This window comes from Phyllobacterium calauticae, from assembly GCF_019991125.1.
GTDB classification, from domain to species: Bacteria; Pseudomonadota; Alphaproteobacteria; order Rhizobiales; family Rhizobiaceae; genus Phyllobacterium; species Phyllobacterium calauticae.
In genome coordinates this window covers 39,363-55,714 of record NZ_JAGENB010000007.1, presented here as the reverse complement: position 1 = coordinate 55,714, position 16,352 = coordinate 39,363, and the positions used below count along the sequence as shown (strand labels likewise).

The following is a 16,352-nucleotide window of genomic DNA, read 5'->3' as shown; positions in this document are numbered from 1 at the left end:
TCACTCAAACCAGACGGTGCGAGGACTTCCGGCAATGCGGATTTCGCCGGCTGGGCGGGTTGAAAGCGCGGTGCCGTCCCGCGGGATCAATTCGAGCCGCTTGGTCTCGCCAGGCGCCAGATGAAACCAGTTGTCATCGGGGCGGTATCCCTCGATATCCACATGGACTGACTGGGCGAGCACGGGCGTGGTCAGCTCAAGGAACCAGACATTCCCCTCCAGGGTAAGGGCGGTTTCCACTGCCGCCTCATGGAAGGCTTTCGTCCGGCCTTGCGGAAAATGGAAAGCCTCGGCGAGAACCCTGCCGGACTGCGGTTCTTTCAAGCGGGCCACGGTCACGTCATGGGAAACCGGGCCAAAGCGATAGGCATAGGTTGTGTCAAAGAAGGCACCGAACAGATCCGTCGCCGCCAGCGTCAATTGCTGGCCCGGTTCGAGTGTCAGATCACGGCGGCCCGACACGACGGGCTGCCTCCCGGCGCGCAGGCACGTGACTTCGACGAAAGCTGCCATGCTCTTTGGCCGTTCATTGACGATGTGAAGCGCAAGACCATTAACGCCCTCATCGGTGAGGGTGAGATTGATGGCGCGCCAGGCACGTTTCAAGCCGTACCATGCGGCCTTCGGCTCACCCGTGCTGTCGATGACGCCCCAGCCCGCACCTGGCAAAAGATCCTGCAGCATCCAGACAAGCCCGCCCCAGCAGCTGCTTCCCGGCCGCCGCCATTCGGCAAAGGTGGCTTCCATCACTTCGGCCGTTACCGCCCGGGACAGGTGCAGGTAGGACGGCATGTCTTCGCGGCGCAGTGTCGTCGGGTCGAAGCCGTACAGCATGGCGAGATAGGCCTCCCGCACATCCTCGAAGTCCCAGGATACACCGTTGTCGCGGGGTACCCTTGCCTTCCAGCGGGGATGGTGGACCGCAGGCACGTTCAGGTGCGCCGTCAATGTGCGGGCTTCCGGAACGTTGGAAAACGCCAGGCATTCCGTGGCGAAGCGGACATTGGCGCGGCGCGCATCCTCCAGCGGGCGGCAATAGGCACTGACGCCGTAATAGTGGCTGACGCCGGCATTGGCGATAAAGGGCAGCGCACCATCGCATGGCGAATTGGCGACGTAGGGTACGTCGGGACGCAGACTGCGGGACAGGGACGGCAGGATTTCCTCGGTCAGCGGCCCTTTCCAAACGGTTTCCGGCAGGCCCAGCATGGAGCCCTGCTGGTAGATTTCGCTGCCACCGCACAGGACCGCCAGGGATGGGGCCGCGCGTGTTCGCTTGAGCAATTGCCGGGCTTCCGCGTCGACCTGCGCCGCGAATTCCGCGTCCTTCACCGGATAATCGAAATTGGCGAACATGAAATCCTGCCAGACCAGGATGCCGAGCTCGTCGCACAGATCGAAGAAATCATTGCTTTCGTAGACCGTTATGCCGCTGATACGGATCATGTTCATTCCGGCTTCCGCGGCAAGGCGCAGCCAGACTGCGTAATCCTCGCGCTTGCCCGGCAGGCGGACAATGTTGGCGGAGCTCCAGACCGCGCCCCGGCAGAAAATGCGCCTGCCGTTGACGATCAAGGCAAAGCCCTGGCTGTCCTCACCCCGGTCGATCTCCAGGCTCCTGAAGCCGGTGCGCCCCAGCCGATATGTTTCATGCCCGGCACGGAGCACGACGTCATGCAGGACCGGCGAACCGTGCGTGTGGGGCCACCACTGGGTCACACCCGGTAAATCAAGACGCGCATGCCAGCGGCCGTCATCGTTCAGAACGGCTTCGCTGCTGCAGCCGGCACATTCCACCACGGGATGTTCAAACGGGCCCGACCAGGCAAAGCTCACGCGGAGAACGCCGTCGCCACCGCCGGTCAATTCGCTGTGGATGTCAATATCCGCTATCGGCTCGGAGCCCGGCCGCAACAGCCTTACCGGGCGCCATGGACCTGCCGGGTGAATTTCGGGACACCAGCCAGGCATGTAGCCCAGAGGCGTGGTCCGCAGCAGACGCAGGCCCTGTTCGTTCATCAGTTGCGTGCGCCAGCGTGCGCGCGGCCCCTTCCGGTTGAGAAGAGGCGCCAATGCGCGAAAACATATGGCGAGCTCGTCCCTGCCGGTCAATTCGACTGTGACGTCCGACGACAGGAACATATTGCCGGACTGCAGAATGCGGCTGCCGTTCCAATAGACTTCAGCGATTGTCGCCAGCCCTTCGAAACGAAGAATGGCCGTTCCCGCCGGTTCGTTGCCGAATGCCCTGATATACCAGGCGTCCTGTTGATTGAGCGGAAAGGGAGCGCCACGTTCAAACCGGCCGGCCTGTTCCAGGGCTTCCGCTACTGTGCCGGGTACCGGGACATTGGGCAAAGCGCCTTCGCGGCGCAACTGATCCAGCTCGGCTGCTTCGCCCGATGCCGTCAGGATGAGGTGCCACGCATCGCCGAGAAGTTGACCACCCTTGTTACTGATCGGCAGCGGCACGCTCTCCATCCGCGTCAGGCGTCCACGCGGCTTTCGGCAGCGGCGTGCACTTTGGGATGGCCGAGTTCCGAAGCCAGAATATCCATCATGCTGTCCCATGCATCGGCGGCGGGAAGGAGCGCATCGGCCAGCGGGGCAAATTTCTTGCGCGTGACGGCACGGGCAAGCTGGAACTGCGCCGCCTTGGCGACCTCGGCAATGCGGATCGCATCCTTTGCCGCCGCCGCAAAGGCCCCATCCGGGCGCAACCATGTGAGATGGCTGGCGGCAAGCTCGAAGTTGGCGCCCAGTTGGCGCATCGTGTTGAAGGCGTATTTATGGAAGAACGCAAAGGGCCGTTCCGCCACGGCCTCGGCCTGCAGCGGAAACACATCCATGAACGCACGAATGGGATTTGCTGCGGGCCGGCGGGCGAAATGGCCGGGCAGCAGACGTGCGGATTTCGCGCGTATGGACGCGGCATCGGCTGGCTGGTCCGGGAATTTTGCAAATTCCGTGTAGGGCAGGAACGGCATGTCCTCATCAGTCAGATGACGCTGAAACAGGCCGTCAAAATCGTCGCCGTCCAGGCGGAAGAAGCCGCCATTGTGGAAATAATCGAGGCTGCGGTTTTGCGGATCCATGCGGTTGATGGCGACCGTCGTCTTGCCGTGCTCGCTGCGGTAGCCCACCCCATGGGTGTCCGGCATGAAATAGCTGTCCATCTCCACGAGGGTGAGGCGGCCCCGTGCCATCTGCGCGGCCACGTGGCTTTCCACCGTGTCAAAGATGGCAAGCTCGCCGACGCGAATGCCATAAAGCGTCTCCAGATCCTCCAGCGGCACCTTGAAAAACGTGAACTGATCGCCTTCAAAGTCCTGGTTCAGGGTGAAGCCCAGCATTGCTTCCGGCGGCAGGTTCTGTGCGGCAAGAACCTCGATCCACAGATCTACATAGCAGTTGGTCTCCGGCCAGATCCGGTCCTGCGCATGCAGGGCATGCGGCCGGTAGGTCTGCGGATCGATATGGGGGAAAACAGCTTGCATGCCGCCGGTCAGCCCCACAATTCCTGGCGAACCTGTTCCGGCCAGGCTTCGATGTCCAGGCCATGGTGGTGGAACAGGGCAAGCGCAATCCGCTCCAAGCCAAATCCGACACAGGCAGTATGGGCTGTCGTGCCATCGGCGAATTGAATGCCCCATTTCGTGCCGAAATGATCCTGATGATAGTTGAAGCTCATGCAGGCGGTCGGATTCTCGGTCGATGTGATCGGGATAAGCAGTTCGAATTTCAGGTTCTGGTCGCGCTGATTGTTGACCAGCATGCGCCCGGCGCGGCCAAAGAACGGATCGTTGGCAACGTCGATGTGAACGGGAAGGCCCACCCGCTGCATGATGTCCGTGCCGCGCTCGATCCAGAGCTGGCGAAACTCCGTCACGTCATCGGCCTTGCCCATGCGGACATATTCACGCATGCGGAACATCTGCTGGCGCGCCGGGTCTTTCGACGGTTCGTGCCGGAAGCAATAGGATTGCAGGTCGAACAGCCCGCCATCGGCCGGCAGGTCGCCGCGCTGGGCAACGACGGGATAGAGCGGATAGCAGGCGGCCGGCGTCAGCACGATGTCGGTCGCTTGCTGTTCCTTCGTCCAGTCTTTGCCGGCATCCATGCACTGGATGAGATTGACATGATCAAGCTCGCATCCGCAGAAACTATGGATGGTTCCGGCCAATTGCGGAAAACTCTTCATGTAGCCGCTTTTTTCGAAGATGGCGCGGTTCATTCCGGGCGGGAAGCGGATGACTTCGGCACCATCGCTGCCGCCGGTGCGGTCAATCAGCCGCTCGAACGCGGCAATGACGTCCTCGAAACGGCCGCTGCGTCCATAAAGACCGTCAACGCCGGTATCGAGCAGGAGACCAGCCGAAAACAGGCGGTCGAGAAAAGATATTTGAGCGTCCATGCCGTGTTACCCCAAGAGACTGGTGTTCTGTTTATGGATGAGCAGCATCGTGGCCGTGTTGCCAAGAATGCGCTCATTGGAGACCATGAGCTGTGCCGAATTGGCATCGCGCAAATGCCGGCCGAGGCTGTAGGGTGTTCCGTTCTTGTAACCCATGATGCCGCAGACGAGCATGGCATGATTGATGATCTGGAGAATGGATTGCGATGCGCCAACCTTGAGGTTGTTCATCGTAATGGCAAAGCCCATCGAGGCGAGCTTGTCGCTGTCGTCCTTGGCATGCCGGTAGGTATTGAGGCAGGCGACGATTTCGGACTTCAGCATCTGCAGCATGTTCGACGCTTCGGCGACGCGCAATGCTCCCGGCTGCTGAACGCCGGGCGTACGCTTGGCGGCCGCCCTGACGAAGGACTGGGCCCTGGTGACAGCATCGACTGCAATGCCATACCAGAGCGCGCTCCAGAGGAGATGTGCCATGGCCAGCATGGACTGCGCTGCGATTTCCGCGAAAGGGTGGGGCAGTATCTGTTCCGTGCTGCCGGTTCCCCGAAAAACAAAGCCTTCCGAGCAGGTGCCGCGCATGCCGAGAGTATCCCAGCCGTTTGTCTTCTCCAGCGTATACTGATCCCTGACAAAAACGGTCATGACTTGGTCGGAAGATGCGGCCTCCGCGCCCGAGCGGGACGTGATCAGGATCGCATCGGCTTCGGTGCCGTAGGAAATGACTGTCGCGTTCTTTTCGAGGCGACAGGTATCGCCGTCAATTTCGATGGCGCACAGGCTGTTGCGCAAATCCCCGCCAATGCCGCCTTCGGTGGTTGCAGACGCCAGCAGCAGCTGTTCGGCCGCAACCCGGTGCATGAAGGCCCGGTGCCATTGCGCGGATTGGCCATGTTCGACAAGGCTCGACAGCTTGATGTGGTGCATCGCGAAAATCATCGCGCTGGCAGCACAGGACTGTCCGATAATGGAACATATTTCCGCAATCTGCTCGACCTGCGCCGCTTCGCCGCCAAGATCGGTGGGAACTTGGATACCAAGCAGATGCTCGGCCTTCATCGCATTGATGGCTTCGCGCGGAAAGCGTGCTTCGGTATCGACATTGTCGGCGAACTGGGCGGCGATGGCGGCAACGCGCGACGCGCGCTGCTGCAGACTGTTACCGGCGCCGGCGTTCATCAGGCGTCCTCATTGTTCTTGAGGATCGCTTCCACTGTCCGTTCGATAGCCTTGATGCTGGCAAAGGATTTGCGGTTGAGGAACTGGTCGGAAAATTCGATATCGAATGTGTCCTCGATGCCCAGCATCAGCTGGACAGAGGCGAACGAGGACAACCCCGCATTGTATAGGTCTTCTTCATCGCTGATCTGATCGACCGCGACCGGCAAACCGCCTACCTTAGCCAAAAGTTCCCGAATGGCTTCATTCATTGGATGCACCCCCGCACATATTTATCGCTGTCTGCAATACGCGAATATGTCGGCAGTTTCTATCGTCTGAAGTCTTTATTTCTAGTTATGGTTGTTTTTTTGGGAATCACGGCAGGAACGGGTTGATTGCGACCCGAGACTTGTAAGTCCAGCATCCGGTCATTCCACCTCATAGCGGCTTGCGCCTTCGATGTGACGGCGCAAAAGGGCCTCGGCAAAGATCACGTCGTTCTCGGACAGGGCGTCGAGAATGGCAATGTGTTCGATGCAGACCTGACGGATGCGTTCGTGCGGGAGCCTTTCGAAATAGGCATATTCGGTAATGCGCCGCAGGCTGTTTTGCTGGCGAACGGCCTGAACGAGAAAGCGATTGCCCGACCAGACCGCCAGGGCTTCGTGGAACGACGCATTGACGTTGAACCACTGATCCCGCTGAACCGATGCGGGCGGGATGCGCATGATATCCGCCTGCGCGGCGCGGATGGAAGCAAGATGGTCCTTGTCCACCTTGAAGCCCGGATGCCGCAGGGCGCCGCATTCCAGAATCATACGGAACTGATAGCTTTCCTCCTCCACCTGGTCGGTATCGAGGCTTTCGGCAAAGGCCCAGCCGTGGCCCCTCTGGCGCTGGACCAGGCCTTCGGCGGCAAACCGCAGCAGGACTTTGCGAATGGTTCCGCGTGTGGAGCTGTAACGCTCCGCCAGCAGCGTCTCTGATACCTCCATCGGTATTGCGCCCGTCGCCCGGTCAGCCATCAGCCGTTTGTGGATGTCTTCCAGCTCCGACGGGGGCGCGATACCATCGATATCGCCGTTGCCATCAGGCAGGAGAGCCAGGACATAGCCCCGGCCGGGCGCATGAGCCAGAACGCCGCGGCTCGCCAGCAAGGCAAGGGCCGAGCGGATCGGCGATCGTGAGACCCCCAGCCTTCTGGCCAAAGCAAAATCCGATACGCGCTCCCCGACAGGCCAGCGCTCCGACGAGGCCAAGGAAACGATCTGGCGGGCGATTTCTATTTGCAGGTCACTGACGGTCAATCCTAGCTCCATATCCTATGCGGCTTATTTTTGCATAAAAGCCAATTGACACGCAATCATTACGTATTAAAGTGTACGTAAATTGAACAAAATACACTATAAGGCGCAGCGATGAGTTCATATCCGACATCCTTTCCCTTCGTAACCGTCTCCGGGACGCCGTTTGAGCGCGGGCGCCAATACGGTGCTGCGGTGCCCGAGCGCGTGAAAAAAAGCGTTGCGCTGTATGGCGACCAGCTTGCCAAGCTGGGCTACAGCGCATCCGAAAAGACGCGGCTTATCGAGGAGTTTGCCGGGGAAATCGCGAATTTCGGTGCGCACTACATCGAGGAGATGCGCGGCATCGCCGAGGGCGCTGGCGTTGCTTTCGACGATATCGTCATGATCAATGCGCGCACCGAAGTCATCGCCAAGGCGCGTCTGGAAAAGAACGCGCCGCTGGACGAGGAAGATGAGATCGACGACGGGTGCACCGGCGCGGTCATTCTTCCCGAGAGAAGCCTGGACGGCACTCTTATTCACGGCCAGAACTGGGACTGGAAGACGGAGTGCGCCGAGACGGCCATCGTCTTGCGGGTTCTGCAGGAGGACGGCCCGGATTTCCTGACATTCGTCGAAGCGGGCGGTCTTGCGCGGAACGGCATGAACAGCGCCGGCGTCTGCATCACGGCAAACTATCTTGAATCCGATCGCGACTACCGGCAGCAGGGCGTCCCCCTGGCGCTGATCCGGCGCAAGGCATTGGAGCAGGAGCATTTCGCCCTTGCGATGCGGGCGGTGGCGGGAACGCCGAAGGCCTGCTCCAACAACATGATCCTTTCGACCGGCGCGGGTTTTGCAATCGACCTTGAGTGCGCGCCGGATGAGGTATTCCATATATTGCCGGCCAATGGGTTGGTTGTTCACGCCAACCATTGGGTGAGCCCCGTGGCACTTTCAAAACTCCGGGACACAGGACTGCCGCATGTGCCGGAAAGCCCGTACCGTGACTGGCGCGTGCGCAAGATACTGGAGGAAGCCGGGGAAAAACTCGGCATTGCCGATATGAAGCGCGCGTTCTTCGATGACTTCCTGACGCCCTATGCCGTTTGCAGGCCGCCGAGATTGAACACCGAAGGGAACCTCTCGGCCACGGTTGCCATGGTCATCATGCATCCCGCCAGCGGCACCATGGAGGTTGCCTGCCTGCCGGCCATCAACCGCAACTTCACCCGTTACAGCCTTCGGTCGGACCCGGTTCAAGTCGCGGCCGCTTAAGGGGCGGAAATCTTTCCTTCTTCAACCAACGGGCGCCTAAGCCCGAATGAATAATGGGGTTCAGAATATGAAGAATGCTATTTTGATGTCATTGGCATTGGGGCTGATCGCGGCGCCTGCCGCCGCCCAGTCGATTACCGCGGCAATTCCGGCTGACATCCGCAGTTCCAATCCCGGCGTCAACCGCGACGACTATACGGATGCGGTGGTCCTGCACACGGTGGAGGGTCTCGTTGGCTATAAAGAAGACGGCTCCGTTGGACCGCTGCTTGCGCAGAGCTTCGAGCTTTCGCCGGATGGGCTGACCTACACGTTCAAGCTCAGGTCCGGCGTTACCTTTCATAATGGAGAGCCGTTGACCGCTGCCGACGTGCTGTGGAGCTGGACCCGTTACATGGACCCAAAGACCGAGTGGCGCTGCCTGCCGGAATTCGACGGCCGCAATGGCCTCAAGGTGGACGCCGTCACGACACCCGATCCGCAAACCGTGGTCATGAAGATCAATCACCCGAGCGCGATTTTTCTCGATACGCTGGCGCGCACGGATTGCGGGATGACCGCCGTCCTGCAGAGGGCGTCGGTCAAGGCCGATGGCAGTTGGGACAAGCCCATCGGCACCGGGCCATACAAGTTCGGCAACTGGAAGCGCGGGGAATACATCACCCTCGACGCCTTTGAAAACTATGTTTCGCCGGGCGGAGACAAGGCCGATGGCTATGTCGGCTCCAAGCGCCCGCTGATCAAGGAAATCAAATTCCTTGTCGTACCCGATCCGGCGACGGTGAAAGCCGGTCTATTGTCCGGCGCGCTGGATGTCGCATCGGTTCTGAGCACCGACATTCCGGAGTTTTCAGCCAATGCGAATTTCACCGTAACGACGGGAGCGGAAGCGTCCAAGCATACATTCCTGATGCAGACCAAAGATCCGCTGCTTTCCAAGGTGGAGATGCGGCAAGCCATCGCCGCGGCGCTCGATCTTCCCACCCTCGTCGCGCAGGCGACCAACGGAACCGGCCGCCCCAACAATTCCGCGATCTTCCCCGGCTCGCGCTACTACAGCGATATCCAGAAAGAAGCCTTTGCCCCTGATCCGGCAAAGGTGGCGGACCTGCTCGCCAAGGCCGGCTACAAGGGCGAGGAAATCAACATCATCGCCAACAAGCGTCCCACCGCACCGAGTTTCGATGCGGCGGTGGTGGCGCAGGCCATGCTTCAGGCCGTCGGCATCAACGCCCGCATTGAGGTCCTCGACTGGTCAACCCAGCTCGACCGCTACAATTCCGGCAAATACCAGATGATGTCCTTTTCCTATTCCGCGCGTCTCGATCCGGCTCTGAGTTTCGAGCAGTTCTCCGGGCCCAAGGACAAACAGCCGCGGAAGGTCTGGGACAATCCGGAGGCGCTGGGGCTGATTGCCAAAGCCATGGAAGTATCCGATCAGGCGCAGCGGCAGGTCATCTTCGACGAGCTTCACAAAAAGCTGCTGCATGATGTTCCCCTGATCATTTACTGCAATGGCACGGGTGAAACCGTCAACAGCAAGCGCTTGAAGGGCATACCTGTCTGGCAGGCAAAACTCCGGCTTTGGGAGCTCGGTCTCGAGCAGTAGACGCTGTGTTCCCGTAAGCCCGAGAGGTCAGCATGCTGAAGTTCGCCATTACCCGCGTTGGCACTGCGATCCCGACATTGTTCATCGTGGCGGTGTCCGTGTTCTTTCTCATCCGCCTCATTCCCGGTGATCCGGCATCGCTGATGCTGGGTGACCTGGCGGATCCGGCGAGTCTTGCGGACCTGCGCGCCAGGCTGGGGCTCGACCAAAGCATTCCGGCCCAGTTTGCAATCTGGCTCGGCAATCTGCTGCACGGGGATTTTGGCCGGTCGATCACCAACCAGCAGGAGGTTCTGCCGCTGATATTGGCGCGTTTGCGCATCAGTGCGGAAATCGTCCTGATCGCAGTTTTCCTGGCGAGCATCGTTGCCGTGCCTGCAGGAATGATTGCCGCCTGGCGACAAAACAGCATGACGGACGTGGCGCTGGTCGGCGGCGCAACCATCCTGCTCTCCATCCCGGCGTTCTGGATGGGGCTGCTCCTGCTGTTGTTCTTCGGGCTGAAGCTGGGCTGGCTTCCGGTGCTGGGTTATGTCTCCATGTCCCAGAACCTTCCGCAGGGATTGCTCTATATCATCCTGCCGGTGGTAACGCTCTTCCTGCACGAGATCGGCGTGATCCTGCGCATGGCGCGCGCCTCGACGCTGGAAGTCATGCAGCTGGATTACATCACCCATGCCCGAGCCAAGGGCCTGTCGGAATCCGCGGTCCTCTGGCGGCACGCGTTCAAGAATGCCTTTGGCCCGACCTGGACCCTGATCGGCATCGTCCTCGGCAATCTGCTCGGCGGTATCGCCGTGGTTGAAACGGTGTTCACCATACCCGGTCTCGGACGTTTGCTTGTCGATGCCATTTTCGCCAGGGACTATCCGGTGATCCAGGGCTGCCTTCTGCTCATTGCAACGGTGTACGTGCTGGTGAACCTCATTGTCGATCTGCTCTATCCCCTATTTGATCCGAGGGTGACTGCCGAATGAGAAATCTCGCTCCCAATGCGCTCCTTGGAAGCGCACTGATTGGAACATTGCTGGCCGGGGCATTCATGGGGGCGGTATGGACGCCCTATGATCCGCTCGGCCTCAACTTCAAGCTCAAACTTGCCGGGCCAAGCGCCGCCCACTGGCTGGGAACGGACGAGTTCGGCCGCGATGTGCTCAGCCGGTTGCTGGCAGGTGCTGCGACCAGTTTCTGGATAAGCCTGCTTACCGTGGCGCTCGCCGTAACCGCCGGCACGCTGATCGGGATATTGACGGGCTATTTCCGCGGCTGGGTCGATCGGATCGTCATGACCTTCAATGACGCGCTGCTCGCCTTCCCGGGCATCCTCTTGGCGCTCGGGCTGCTCGCGATTGTCGGGGCGAACAAGTATGGCATCATTCTGGCGCTTGGCCTCGCCTATACCCCGACTGTCGTGCGGATTGTCCGCGGCAACGTGCTGTCACTGCGCGAGCGGGAGTTCATCGAAGCCTCGCGTGTCATGGGCAACTCGAACGCCTATACGATGGGCCGCCACATCCTGCCCAACTGTGTCGCACCGCTCACGGTCCTCGCCACGTCGATGTTCGGCTGGGTGCTGCTTGCCGAAAGCGCGCTCAGCTTCCTCGGCCTCGGCGTGCCGCCGCCCGCGCCGACCTGGGGCAACATGCTTGCGAGCGGACGCCCCTTCATATCCCAGGCGGTGTGGCTGGCCATATTTCCGGGTCTCTGCATCTCGCTGACGCTGCTCGGGATCAATCTGCTTGGTGACGCTCTGCGTGACAAACTTGATCCAAGGATGAGGGGCTGACGATGCAGGAGAACACACCACTGCTGGATGTGCGCGGCCTTTCCCTTGAGGTGGCACGAACGGGAATTCAGATACTCAAGACCATCAGCTTCAATGTCAAAGCGGGTGAAATCGTCGGAATTGTCGGCGAGTCCGGTTCCGGAAAGTCGATGGCAGCCCGTGCCGTCATTGCCCTCAATCCCCCAGCGGTGCAGCGTACCGCCGGAACGATATGTTTCGAAGGACGGGAAATCGGCAGCCTGCACAAGCGCGCGCTGCAGGCGTTGCGTGGCGCCCGGATTGGCATGGTTTTCCAGGAGCCAATGACATCGCTCAATCCATCGATGACGATCGGCCGCCAGTTGGAAGAGGGCCTGCGGCTGCACCGGCGGCTGACGGGACGGGAGCGTCATAGGTTGATTGTCGACATGCTGGCCCGGGTTGGCTTGAATGATCCGCAGACGGCACTTGCAGCTATGCCGCATCATTTTTCCGGCGGCATGCGCCAGCGCATCATGCTGGCTGCCGTGATGCTGCTCAAACCGGCCTTGCTTATTGCCGACGAGCCAACCACGGCATTGGATGCGGTGGTCCAGCGCGATGTGCTCGAACTGATGGTTGATCTCACACGCGAGAACAACACAGCGGTTCTCATGATCAGCCACGATCTGGCGATGGTGGCAAAATATTCGGACCGCGTTGTCGTCATGTCGCAAGGCGAAATCGTCGAGCAGGGAGATACCCGGGATCTGCTGCGTGCGCCGAAGCATCCCTATACGCGCAAACTGCTTTCCGCCCTGCCGCACCGCATGCCCGCAAGGGTCGTGGAGGTCTCGCCGGTGGCGCGGATCACTGTCGATCGCCTCATCGTCGACTTTGCCGCGCGCCGCAGCCTGTTGCGCAAGGGGCAGCCCAAGCGTGCCCTGAGCGGCGTCAGCCTGAGCGTTATGCCCGGAGAGGTTGTGGCGGTGGTCGGCGGATCGGGATCGGGCAAGACCACTTTGGGGCGCACCATCGCCGGATTGATCGAACCGACGGATGGCAAAATCCTTTTCAACGGCAAGTCGGTCCAGACATCGGCGGCCGACTACGCGGAGTATCGGCTCAATTGTCAGATGGTGTTTCAAGACCCTTATTCGTCGCTTGATCCGCGCATGACGATTGGCAGCCTGATCGGGGAGGCACTTCGCCATTCGACGGAACTGACGAGCAAAGAAAAGAGCGCGCGTGTCGCGGAAGTTCTTGACGAAGTGGGCCTGTCTTCGGCGTTTGCTGCGCGTTTCCCGCACCAGCTTTCCGGCGGCCAGCGGCAACGCGTGGCCATTGCCCGCGCCGTTGTCAGGCGGCCGCAATTCGTCATCGCTGACGAGCCGGTTTCGGCACTGGATGTGACAGTCCGCGCGCAGGTGCTCAAGCTGTTCGCCGAGCTGCAGCGAAAGCACGGCTTCTCGTGCCTGTTCATCAGCCATGATCTGGCTGTGGTCGAGCAGATCGCCGACCGGGTCATCGTCATGAACAACGGTGTCATCGTCGAAGAGAGCAGTCGTGATGCGATCTTCGACAATCCGCAACAGGATTATACCCGCAAACTGCTCCAGGCCATTCCGGCTCTGTTCAGCACCGACAATGGCGGCGTCGAACTGGGATGGCGTTTTGATGCGGTTGGCAGAAAATCCGCCGGCGGCCGGCCTTGAATCATCGTAGCGAGGAATAGCATGTCACCATCATCTGAAAGCCGGGCGCAAGCGATCTATGATCTTGGCCGCACGGCCATTTTTGCCTGCAAATCCGATCCCCGGTTTCATTATTGCCTTTACGTGCCTCCCATCGTCGGCAAGGGCGGGAAGGTCGATCTTCTGGTGGCCGTGCACGGTACGGGACGCACATCGTTTCTCGATTTCCGCGATGGCTTTGCCGAATTCGGCCGGTGGAACGACTGCGCCATTCTTTGCCCGGTTTTCCCCGTCGGCGTCCGGGGCGATGACGCGCGCAGCGGCTACAAGTTCATGATCGAGGGCGATATCCGGTACGATCTGCTTCTTCTGGACATGGTTGCGGAGGTTGCCGCAAAATACCAGCAGAATTGGGATATGTTCGCCATGTTCGGGTTCTCCGGCGGCGGTCACTTCACCCACCGCTTTGCCATACTGCATCCGCAAAAACTTTGGGCCGCCTCAATCGGCGCGCCCGGTTCCGTGACCCTGCTTGATCCGGACAAGGACTGGTGGGTGGGTATCCGCAATCTGCAGGAACGATTTGGCATCACCTTCGACCGGGAGAAACTGGCCCGTATCGCCATGCATATGGTCGTCGGCGATGCCGACCTGGAAACATGGGAAATCACCATTCCGGAGGGCAGTACAAACTGGATGCCGGGCGCAAACGATGCGGGGCGCACGCGGCCGGAACGGCTGTCGGCCCTTCGGCGCTCCTTTGAAGGTGCCGGTGTCTCCGTGAAATTCGATCTTGTTCCCGGTATTTCGCACGATCGCATGCAGGTGCTCGGCCACGTTCAGAATTTCCTCGCGGACGTTTTGGCGGACCGGCGCGCGGGATAGGTCGGGGGTATACCGGCCGCGGCGCAGCACTGTGACTTATAGTTGCATGGAGTTGTGAAGTCCCCGCGCATTTACAATTGGTCCAACTCGTGCAGACTGGTCTGGCTGAAGAAGGGAGAGCGGTGCGCTGGGAGGCGCATGGCAAAATCTCATGTCGCTGCATTCGGACCATATTCGCGAAATCGAGACGGTGAGTCTGGGAGGCTCGACCAACCGTGATGAAACCGTGGTTGAATCCTGGTTGCGCTGCATCAAGCAGCACAGGCTGGACCCGGCACAGGCATGCGAGGCCTACATCGTTCCCGAAACCCAGTTGCGCGAGCATCGGCAGCAGTCGGAGCAGCTGATTTCAATCGCGCGGTCGGGACTCGAAAACCTGTTTCGTCATGTTGCCGGCCAGAACTACGTGCTGCTTCTTTCCGATCGCGACGGGATCACCGTTGAATTCCTCGGCGATCCGCTGTTCGACAACAATCTGCGCAAGGCGGGTCTTTATCTCGGTTCGGAATGGTCGGAGGCGCGGGCAGGCACCTGTGCCGTTGGCTCCTGCCTGGAGACAGGCGAGCCGTTGACGATTCATCAGACCGATCATTTTGACAACACCCATACACCGCTGACCTGCACCGCCGCGCCCATCTATGATGCGCAGGGACTGCTTTCGGCCGTGCTTGATATTTCGCTGCTGCGTTCGCCGCAAATCAAGACGAGCCAGAACTTGGCGCTGCACCTGGTAACGGCTACGGCGCGGCGGATCGAGCTCGCCAATCTCATGGCCCAGACGCGCAATGAGTGGGTGTTGCGTTTTTCGCGCTCTCCTGAATTTCTCGACGTCGATCCGGAAGCGGCGATCTCGATCGACGGTGCGGGGCGAATTATCGGCATGACCCACGACGGCGCAAAGATCATGGCACGCGCGTCCGGGCTCGATTGGCGGCAACCGGCGAATCTGATCGGGCAGTCCATATCGCGGTTTTTCGATATGGATGTCGACGATCTCGGCAATCTTACCCGCACGAGGCCGTCCGAAGACCGGCTGGTATTCGCGCGGGACGGCAATGTTCTGTTTGCGCATGCGATAGAACCGCACTACCCATCGCGCGGTGCACCGATTGTTCAGGAGCGCATCCCCGCCTCGCTGCGCCGGTTGAGCGGCGGCGATCCGCATCTGGCTGGGCTGCAGACAAAGGCGGCAAAGCTTGCCGGCAAGTCATTGCCGATTCTGATCCAGGGCGAAACCGGTACAGGCAAGGAATATCTGGCCCGCGCCATTCATGACAGCAGTGGTGCCAGCGGACGCTTTATTGCCGTCAATTGTGCTGCTATGCCGGAGCAGCTTATCGAGAGCGAGCTGTTCGGTTATGCGCCGGGTGCCTTCACAGGAGCCTTGGCGAAGGGGCGCAAGGGGCTTGTCGAGGAAGCCGATGGCGGCACGTTGTTTCTCGATGAAATCGGTGACATGCCTCTGGCGTTGCAAAGCCGGCTTCTGCGGGTGCTGGCCGAAGGCGAGGTTTTGCCTCTCGGCGCATCGCGGGCCAAACCGGTCAATGTACGCATTCTCTCCGCATCCCACCGCGACCTTGCCGAACTCGTGCGCAACGGCACATTCCGCCAGGACCTGTTCTATCGCCTGAACGCCGCCACCCTGTCACTGCCGGCGCTGCGGAACCGCAGCGATTTTGATTGGCTGCTCGCGGAAATCCTGAAGAAATGTACGGCGGATACGGGTTCGGCTCCGGTCGTTTCCGCCGAAGCGCAGTTGGCGTTGCGGCGGCACAATTGGCCGGGCAATATCCGCGAACTTTTCAATGTTCTTGATGTTGCGGCGGCACTCTGTGAAAACGGGCGTGTAGACCTGACGGATCTTCCCGAGCACGTCCAGCGGCAGGCCCAAAATCATCCGGTCAGCGCAGGCCGTGAACAGCATGATGAACACTCCCGGTTGACGGAAGCTCTGGCGGCAACGGACGGAAACATTTCCGCTGCGGCGCGCCTGCTTGGTGTCGACCGTTCAACCGTACACAGGCAGCTGCGCCGCGTCCGCCAAAAGGCAGCGCATTGATGTCAGGCCTGTTGTGGTGTTGCAACTGTTGCAGGGCGTCGCGCCACAGCTGTGGCGAATTGCAACAACCGCGCTGTCGCCAATTCTTCCTTCGTCATAAAAACATTTGAAAGTCAGTCAGATAGAGGAAACTCCGGCTGCTGGCACGTTCCTTGCAGTGCTTTCGCACACCAGCTGCTTGCGTTGATCGCAATGCGGGAAGCTTGATGCGAACAACAGACA

General features: G+C 60.3%; 13 protein-coding genes. 7 read left to right on the top strand and 6 right to left on the bottom strand.

The window, feature by feature from the left end:
* The 6 genes from J1W56_RS21150 to J1W56_RS21125 all read right to left on the bottom strand — a co-directional run bounded on the left by J1W56_RS21150 (nt 1) and on the right by J1W56_RS21125 (nt 6,882).
* The gene (locus tag J1W56_RS21150) at nt 1-2,472 is read right to left on the bottom strand and encodes a glycoside hydrolase family 2 protein (RefSeq protein WP_223615270.1); all 2,472 of its coding nucleotides are present in this window, start codon (nt 2,470-2,472) and stop codon (nt 1-3) included.
* 14 nt (nt 2,473-2,486) lie between these two features.
* Complete coding sequence (locus J1W56_RS21145) at nt 2,487-3,515, bottom strand: DUF1839 family protein (protein ID WP_223615269.1); 1,029 nt, start codon at nt 3,513-3,515, stop codon at nt 2,487-2,489.
* Nucleotides 3,506-4,414: an amino acid--[acyl-carrier-protein] ligase gene (locus tag J1W56_RS21140; protein ID WP_223615268.1), complete on the bottom strand. Its 909-nt coding sequence runs from the start codon at nt 4,412-4,414 to the stop codon at nt 3,506-3,508. Before J1W56_RS21140 ends, J1W56_RS21145 begins: the two co-directional genes overlap by 10 nt.
* Before the next feature lie 6 nt (nt 4,415-4,420).
* Nucleotides 4,421-5,593 carry an acyl-CoA dehydrogenase family protein gene (locus J1W56_RS21135; RefSeq protein WP_223615267.1) on the bottom strand — a complete coding sequence of 391 codons (1,173 nt, stop codon included), beginning with the start codon at nt 5,591-5,593 and terminating at the stop codon, nt 4,421-4,423.
* Entirely contained in the window at nt 5,593-5,844 is a 252-nt protein-coding gene (locus tag J1W56_RS21130; RefSeq protein WP_223615266.1) for an acyl carrier protein, read from the bottom strand. The genes J1W56_RS21135 and J1W56_RS21130 overlap by 1 nt, the downstream gene beginning before the upstream one ends.
* A gap of 159 nt (nt 5,845-6,003) precedes the next feature.
* Nucleotides 6,004-6,882, bottom strand: coding sequence for a GntR family transcriptional regulator (locus J1W56_RS21125; protein ID WP_223615265.1), 879 nt, complete (start codon nt 6,880-6,882; stop codon nt 6,004-6,006).
* A gap of 111 nt (nt 6,883-6,993) precedes the next feature.
* On the opposite strand from J1W56_RS21125, the gene J1W56_RS21120 reads away from it, so the two are divergent.
* From J1W56_RS21120 to J1W56_RS21090, 7 genes are all read left to right on the top strand, one after another.
* On the top strand, nt 6,994-8,139 hold the full coding sequence (locus J1W56_RS21120; RefSeq protein ID WP_223615264.1) for a C45 family autoproteolytic acyltransferase/hydolase: 1,146 nt from the start codon (nt 6,994-6,996) through the stop codon (nt 8,137-8,139).
* Nucleotides 8,140-8,206: 67 nt separating this feature from the next.
* Nucleotides 8,207-9,748, top strand: coding sequence for an ABC transporter substrate-binding protein (locus J1W56_RS21115; protein ID WP_223615263.1), 1,542 nt, complete (start codon nt 8,207-8,209; stop codon nt 9,746-9,748).
* Nucleotides 9,749-9,780: 32 nt separating this feature from the next.
* On the top strand, nt 9,781-10,725 hold the full coding sequence (locus tag J1W56_RS21110; protein WP_223615262.1) for an ABC transporter permease: 945 nt from the start codon (nt 9,781-9,783) through the stop codon (nt 10,723-10,725).
* Nucleotides 10,722-11,534 carry an ABC transporter permease gene (locus J1W56_RS21105; protein WP_223615261.1) on the top strand — a complete coding sequence of 271 codons (813 nt, stop codon included), beginning with the start codon at nt 10,722-10,724 and terminating at the stop codon, nt 11,532-11,534. The genes J1W56_RS21110 and J1W56_RS21105 overlap by 4 nt, the downstream gene beginning before the upstream one ends.
* A gap of 2 nt (nt 11,535-11,536) precedes the next feature.
* On the top strand, nt 11,537-13,207 hold the full coding sequence (locus J1W56_RS21100) for a dipeptide ABC transporter ATP-binding protein (protein ID WP_223615260.1): 1,671 nt from the start codon (nt 11,537-11,539) through the stop codon (nt 13,205-13,207).
* A 21-nt stretch (nt 13,208-13,228) separates the two neighbouring features.
* Nucleotides 13,229-14,071, top strand: a complete 843-nt coding sequence (locus tag J1W56_RS21095; RefSeq protein ID WP_223615259.1) for an alpha/beta hydrolase — start codon at nt 13,229-13,231, stop codon at nt 14,069-14,071.
* A 151-nt stretch (nt 14,072-14,222) separates the two neighbouring features.
* Nucleotides 14,223-16,130 (top strand): sigma-54-dependent Fis family transcriptional regulator, encoded by a 1,908-nt coding sequence (locus J1W56_RS21090; protein WP_223615258.1) that lies wholly within the window; start codon nt 14,223-14,225, stop codon nt 16,128-16,130.
* Nucleotides 16,131-16,352 lie beyond the last annotated feature (222 nt).

Bases quoted from the DNA above. Each gene is read 5' to 3' on its own strand.
- J1W56_RS21105 (WP_223615261.1), top strand. From the start codon at position 10,722: ATGAGAAATCTCGCTCCCAATGCGCTCCTTGGAAGCGCACTGATTGGA.
- J1W56_RS21090 (WP_223615258.1), top strand. From the start codon at position 14,223: ATGTCGCTGCATTCGGACCATATTCGCGAAATCGAGACGGTGAGTCTG.
- J1W56_RS21130 (WP_223615266.1), bottom strand. From the start codon at position 5,844: ATGAATGAAGCCATTCGGGAACTTTTGGCTAAGGTAGGCGGTTTGCCG.
- J1W56_RS21115 (WP_223615263.1), top strand. From the start codon at position 8,207: ATGAAGAATGCTATTTTGATGTCATTGGCATTGGGGCTGATCGCGGCG.
- J1W56_RS21140 (WP_223615268.1), bottom strand. From the start codon at position 4,414: ATGGACGCTCAAATATCTTTTCTCGACCGCCTGTTTTCGGCTGGTCTC.
- J1W56_RS21110 (WP_223615262.1), top strand. From the start codon at position 9,781: ATGCTGAAGTTCGCCATTACCCGCGTTGGCACTGCGATCCCGACATTG.
- J1W56_RS21120 (WP_223615264.1), top strand. From the start codon at position 6,994: ATGAGTTCATATCCGACATCCTTTCCCTTCGTAACCGTCTCCGGGACG.
- J1W56_RS21095 (WP_223615259.1), top strand. From the start codon at position 13,229: ATGTCACCATCATCTGAAAGCCGGGCGCAAGCGATCTATGATCTTGGC.
- J1W56_RS21135 (WP_223615267.1), bottom strand. From the start codon at position 5,593: ATGAACGCCGGCGCCGGTAACAGTCTGCAGCAGCGCGCGTCGCGCGTT.
- J1W56_RS21100 (WP_223615260.1), top strand. From the start codon at position 11,537: ATGCAGGAGAACACACCACTGCTGGATGTGCGCGGCCTTTCCCTTGAG.